The organism is Methanosarcina spelaei, from assembly GCF_002287235.1.
Taxonomy (GTDB): Archaea; Halobacteriota; Methanosarcinia; order Methanosarcinales; family Methanosarcinaceae; genus Methanosarcina; species Methanosarcina spelaei.
Genome location: NZ_LMVP01000126.1, coordinates 1 through 5,838 on the forward strand (window position 1 = coordinate 1; position 5,838 = coordinate 5,838).

Here is a 5,838-nt window from a genome sequence, read left to right on the forward strand (position 1 = left end):
ACTAATCAACAATGAGATTAATGAATCAATGAGACTAATCAACAATGAGATTAATGAAATCAATGAGATTAATGAAATCAATGAGACTAATCAACCAATGAGACTAATCAACAATGAGACTAATCAACCAATGAGACTAATCAACCAATGAGACTATGAAACAGTGGTCGTTAAATCAACGCTAATAGAAGGACATTAACATATGGACGTTTTGATATTATATCAGGAGATAGCGGTCGTATGAAATCTAAATCGGTTAAAGGACTTATAGCTTCAGGGATGTTCAGAGGGCCTCTCGCTCTCGGAGCTTTATTGTCTCTTGCAGTTTTTCCGGAAGGCAGGAATTCTGGAAAGCTGGAGAAATCTTATGAAGGCTCAGGAAATAGTACAGGCAGTACAAATGATTCAGGCAACGAGTGTACTTCCGATGCGCTTGATCCAGGTAAGGTTCCAACAGAATGGAATGATGCATATCTTTTCAGCACTAGGGAGGACGCTTCAAAAGAGCTTGAGAGATTAAAAAAGGGAACACAGGAAATAAGTGAAGTTTTCCGTCCCAAATTTGAAAAATTGTCAGGACCTGTTATGCTTGAATACCTGGAAAATGAAAAGGCTTATTCAAAATCACTTGATGTCCTGTATACTTATGCATATACTCAACTCAGTAAAAACGTAAACGAATCATTTCTTATCTCCCTGCTTGGAAGTACTCAGGATTTGCTTACGGAATATAAGAAAGCTCAGGCCTTTGCAACCGTAAAACTGACCTCGCTTGAGAAAGATGAATGGGACAGACTCTTTTCCGAAGAACCCGGACTTGAAGCTTACAGGGCCTATCTTGAAGCTAACTACATGAGATTTATAGACCACAGACCAAAGGATGAGTCCCAGGCTGCGCATCTTGCAGAGCTTGAAAACCAGCGGATGAAACTGGAAACGGAAGCACTTTCCGAAATCACGAACACAGTTACGAAGGCAGGAGAGATCACGCTTGAGAACGGAGAGAAATTTTCTGTCAATTCCCAGTCCTACAGTACTTTACTATCAACAGATACAAGTAGGGAAAACAGGAAAAAATGTTATGATAAGAGGTTCTATCACCTGATTGAAGAATCCGATTCCATGGCATCCCTCTATTCCAAAAAAGCCCAGCTTGATGACCTTTTTGCCAGAGAGTTGAATTATACGGATTTCTATGATTACAGTTTGTATAATTTCTATCTTACCCATGCCCAGGTTGATGACATGAATACTGTCTTCAAGCAGAGAAAAGAGGTTTTTGAGGCATACAATGATTTTCGAAGAAAAAAGCTTGGGCTTGATACCCTTAAACCATATGACCTCATGCTGCAACTGACAGACCAGCCTGGCAAGAAATACGCTTACATAGACGCTCTGCGAGAGATTCAGAAATCCTACTCCAGGATGGATCCCAATTTCAAGGAAATCTTCCTAAAAATGGCAACCGGCGGTTTCATAGACGTATACCCTGACCCCGAGCATGGAAAGCAGCCTGGAGGCTATTGCACCGATTCCTGTGCCCTGAAAGCTCCACCTCTTATCTTCATGAACTATGACGGCCTTATCAGGGACCAGAAAACCTTAACCCACGAGCTCGGACATGCCATTAATTTCTACCTCATGGGCAATTCCGTTGACTATCTTTACTGCACAGGTACAATCTATGAAATGGAAATTCCTTCCACTTTCAACGAAGAGCTCTTTGTTGACTACATTGTTGAAAATTCCGATAAGGATACCGCAGTTGCAGTCCTTTCCCAGCAGATCGACGACTACCAGAACTTTTTTACCAGACAGCCCCTGATCACGGAATTTGAATATAAAGCCCACCGGCTCTGTAAAGAAAAAGAAACGGTGAGCGGAGCAGAACTCAATGCTATCTGGACCGACCTTTCTAAAGAGTACAGGAGCAGCTCAGTTGAGTATTACCCTGAAGATTCCGCAGAATGGACTTATATCAACCATATTTACCTGACAAGCAACTACTATACCTTCAACTACGCGGTTTCAAAAGCAATTACTCTCGCTCTCTTCAAACAGTACAGAGAAGACCAGGATGCTTTTAACAAAAAATACATTGCCTATCTCTCAGCAGGCTCGACAATGCCTCCAGAAGAAAAACTCAAAGAATATTTCGGGATCAAAATCGACAGACAGCTCTTTGAAGATGCGATGGATGTTGCGGAGTTGAGGATTCGGGAATTGTATAAGCTGGCAAGGGAAGAATGATTTTGAAGGGGATTTGGGGGACGAAGTCCTTAAAAAAAGAATAACTTAGGGTATCTATATTACTGCTAAAGATCAGAGAATTAGCCCATTAACTTGTAGGAAAGATCAAAAATTTAGATTTCGTTAGTCCTAAGACAGAATTTTCCTTCAATTTTTTGAGGGTCAGAGGGTTGATTCTCTAGGAATTCTGCAAAAAATTCTTGTAATTTATATCGATTGGAAAAAGTTAGTTTTTTCTAAGGGGTCACTTTGCACCACATGAAACAAAAAGCCAAAAGTGATATGTCATTTATAAAAGATTGAAAGAAATTGAATTATGAAATGGAAGCAGTTAGCGTATTTGTTGAAAATTTCTTATAGAAAAAAATTCAAAAAATATTTATAATACACATATTGTTTTGTAACTTATGAGTAAATATGATGAGGTTATAAACTGTGGGCCTATAACTATGAAACGGAAAGGGAGGGTAACAACTTATGAATCCAATCTGGATTCATCTCAAATTGAGCAAGCTAAGCAAATAATGAGTGTCCAGTTGCCAACAGTAAAAAAAGAAATGTATGATTTACTCTCTGAAATAGAAACATTAATTTTAGATGATTTAAATCCTCTCGATGCTTTAGGGCATAGTACAACAAAGAATTTGCTTGTAGATCTAGAAACAAATAGAAAAGATGGTTTTGATAATAGCCAGTTAGAAGTTGAGATAGTTCAAAATATAATTTTAAAAAATAAACAAGAAAATTATCGTAAAGTATCGACTTATGAAAATCTCAAGAAGTTTGATGATCTTCTTAAGGATTTCAGAAATAAACTGTATTTTTACCTAATGTACAGTATTTATTCAGATGAAACGTTAAACTTAATTGAAAAAGAAACTCTTTTTAATACTATCCTCAACTTTCTGATTCTCAGAGGTGACGCATTCCCTCTTCATTACAAGAAAGTAGCTTTAGAGTTATTTTCAGAACCGAGAATCGAAGAAATGTTGAAGAAATTAGGGTTTACAATAGAAGAATACTTTGAAACTATTGAGGAAATTCAAAGACAAAATGTCGCTTTCATTAAAGACAGAGTAACTAAGCTTGACGAAGTACAAAAAGATTTTTTTGAGTGTTTTGATAAAAATTTTAAAGAATTCGACGACCCTCAGAAAACAGTTGAAATGTGTAAAGCTCAAGTTGGTGAGGACTTATTAGATAAATGTTGCAGAGATTTTTTGAGTATTGGTCTCAAAGATAATTACAAAATAATTCCAAACGTAAAAACAAATGAAAAAATTCTTGATTTATTGTCATTGGAATTTGGATGTAATGAACATTGGACATCCCCTTTAGATAAAAGCGATATTGAGCTTAAACCTCTTATACATATAGACAAAGAGTATTATTGCTTTTTAATTCCTCATCTTGTAAGAAATGTTATACCTATTATTGAATCAATATTTTCCGAAAAGTTTTCTGAAAAAGTCAAGAAATATATTGAAATAAAAAGCGATTTCTTTGAACGAAAATCATTTGAACTATTAAGGAATGCACTCCCAAAAGCTACAATTCAAGAGAAACTATATTATCCGATCAATGAAGAGGGAGAAGATAAATATCCTGAAATTGATGGTGTTGTCTCTTATAAAGATAGTTTGCTTCTTGTAGAAATTAAAGCAAAAAAAAGAAGAAGTATTGCCGGAAGGAAAGATATTTTAACAATATCTAAAGGTGACTTTAAGAAGAATATCAGTGAAGCTTTTGAGCAGTCAAAAAGAGCACTTGATTATGTTTTAAGTTCAGAAGAAGTTGGATTTTACAATAATAATCATAAACAAGTAATGAAAATAAAAAAAGAGGATTATAAAAACATCTTTTTAGTTAATATTAGTTTGGAAGCATTTGAAGAGTATTCTACTGCCCTAAATAAAGTAAAGTTGTGGGATTCAAAATTATTACGTGGTACCCATTATCCATTTGCTATAAGCATATATGATTTGATGGTTATAACTAATATCTTAGAGAATTCAGATGATTTTATAAAATATTTACAAGAAAGAATCAGTTTAAATAAAAAACAAGAAATTAATTCGTTCGATGAGATTGATTATTTTGGCTATTTTCTAAAACATGGTACGCTTTCAAAAACAAGTGATCTCCCAAAATCAGAAGATACAATAATAAACGGATATAGTTCAGATATTGAAAGGTATTACTCTTATCTCCAAGGTGAAATTAAATACTCAAAAAAACGACTCAGTACCAAAATCTAGTGATGGATGTAAAATTCAAAATCACTAGATTTTGTAAATGGTCACCATCCGTGTAATACAACTTAATGATTCAAGTCTTTAGATAGCGAATATTGATTTTGATAAAAACTGGATTCTTCTTGCTAATTCAGATTTTCTATCAAAAATGCAAAAATCACTGGATTTTGGAACAGAGTCAAAAAAACCGGTTAGAAATAAAACTCATGCTGAAATTATACGTGAGAAACTGGAAAATGGAAGTTTGAGTAAAAACAATTGTTGCTGGTGCGGATCAGGTAAAAAATATAAACATTGCTGTGGTAAGTAATTTAGTTTTTACGAATCCACAAGCTCCTTCGATACTATGCAATCTATCTAATTAGTTAATAGAAAACCAGAAATTTTTCCCTGTAGAAAACTTGATGTATTTCAACTATAACCTTTCCTCAAGCACATCCCTGATCGTCTTTACAGTCATGGCTCCTGGGGTTCCTTTCATATTATGAGGTGGCCAGTCTCCTGATTTTATTTCTTCGGAATTTTCATTATGTTCGTCTTCGAGGAGCAGGATAACCTTTATGTCATCAGGAATATCGTCAACCATTTTTGCTCCGCATTCCGTAAGTTCGCTAAAGGCTTCTCTACCTTTTTCTTCATCAAAAGGTGCTGTACAGCCTTTTACGATGTTTGTTCGAAAACCTCTTTCAAGGAAACCAAGGCTATTAATGTATATGCAGACTTCCTCAACCAGGCCTGTAACGAATACTTCATCGATTCCGAGCTCTGCAGCTTTCAGTTCGAGTTCCGGGTTCATAAAGGCATTAAGGTGATCTTTCGGAATTCTGATAACACTGACTGTTCCCCCTTTTACTACTTTTATTATTAGCCTGGCTATTTTGTCAACAATTTCCTTTGCCATAGGAGCTACAAGTTTTCCCTCATATAACGTTCTTGCATATTCGTAGGTCTCATACACGAAATCGTTAGTCATATCTATAATAACCAGAGCTTTCAAAGTTTCACCATTCCTCTTTGGTTCCGTTCTATATTTTCTTTTATCTATTTTACCAGTAGTTCCGAACAACCCAAGTTCCGAATACTGAATATGGAACATTAGTAACTAATTATACTTAACCGAAAAAAAGTTTTAGTAGATCATGGAATTCCTTTTTGATGCCAACAAAAAACGATTCCATGATCGCAGATACAGCCAGCTTGCTGGCTGTATCCTCTGAATTGATTAGCAAATGTAATATAATAACTTTGCCAGAATCTGCAAATTATGAATGTCAGGATACTTTAAACGTATTGTTGCACGCCGCAACATCTTCTACAAACTCTCTCGAATCTG

4 protein-coding genes and 1 pseudogene are annotated in these 5,838 nt (G+C 35.5%); 4 read left to right on the forward strand and 1 reads right to left on the reverse strand.

All coding sequences use genetic code 11. From position 1 onward, the window contains the following. The first annotated feature begins 240 nt into the window (after positions 1-240). The 3 genes from ASJ81_RS08305 to ASJ81_RS24565 all read left to right on the forward strand — a co-directional run bounded on the left by ASJ81_RS08305 (position 241) and on the right by ASJ81_RS24565 (position 4,815). Entirely contained in the window at positions 241-2,250 is a 2,010-nt protein-coding gene (locus ASJ81_RS08305) for a M3 family oligoendopeptidase (protein ID WP_245859953.1), read from the forward strand. A gap of 449 nt (positions 2,251-2,699) precedes the next feature. After that, entirely contained in the window at positions 2,700-4,508 is a 1,809-nt protein-coding gene (locus tag ASJ81_RS08310) for a hypothetical protein (protein ID WP_095644071.1), read from the forward strand. A gap of 145 nt (positions 4,509-4,653) precedes the next feature. Next, on the forward strand, positions 4,654-4,815 hold the full coding sequence (locus ASJ81_RS24565; protein ID WP_095644072.1) for an SEC-C metal-binding domain-containing protein: 162 nt from the start codon (positions 4,654-4,656) through the stop codon (positions 4,813-4,815). 105 nt (positions 4,816-4,920) lie between these two features. Here the strand turns inward: ASJ81_RS24565 and ASJ81_RS08320 are convergent, their stop codons facing one another. Beyond that, positions 4,921-5,502: a cysteine hydrolase family protein gene (locus ASJ81_RS08320; protein WP_245859955.1), complete on the reverse strand. Its 582-nt coding sequence runs from the start codon at positions 5,500-5,502 to the stop codon at positions 4,921-4,923. Between the two features lie 158 nt (positions 5,503-5,660). On the opposite strand from ASJ81_RS08320, the pseudogene ASJ81_RS08325 reads away from it, so the two are divergent. After that, positions 5,661-5,838 (forward strand): annotated as a pseudogene (locus ASJ81_RS08325) (ISH3-like element ISMba14 family transposase); the annotation flags it as partial.

Coding starts and splice junctions, on each gene's coding strand:
- ASJ81_RS08310 (WP_095644071.1), top strand. CDS start 2,700: ATGAAACGGAAAGGGAGGGTAACAACTTATGAATCCAATCTGGATTCA.
- ASJ81_RS08305 (WP_245859953.1), top strand. CDS start 241: ATGAAATCTAAATCGGTTAAAGGACTTATAGCTTCAGGGATGTTCAGA.
- ASJ81_RS24565 (WP_095644072.1), top strand. CDS start 4,654: ATGCAAAAATCACTGGATTTTGGAACAGAGTCAAAAAAACCGGTTAGA.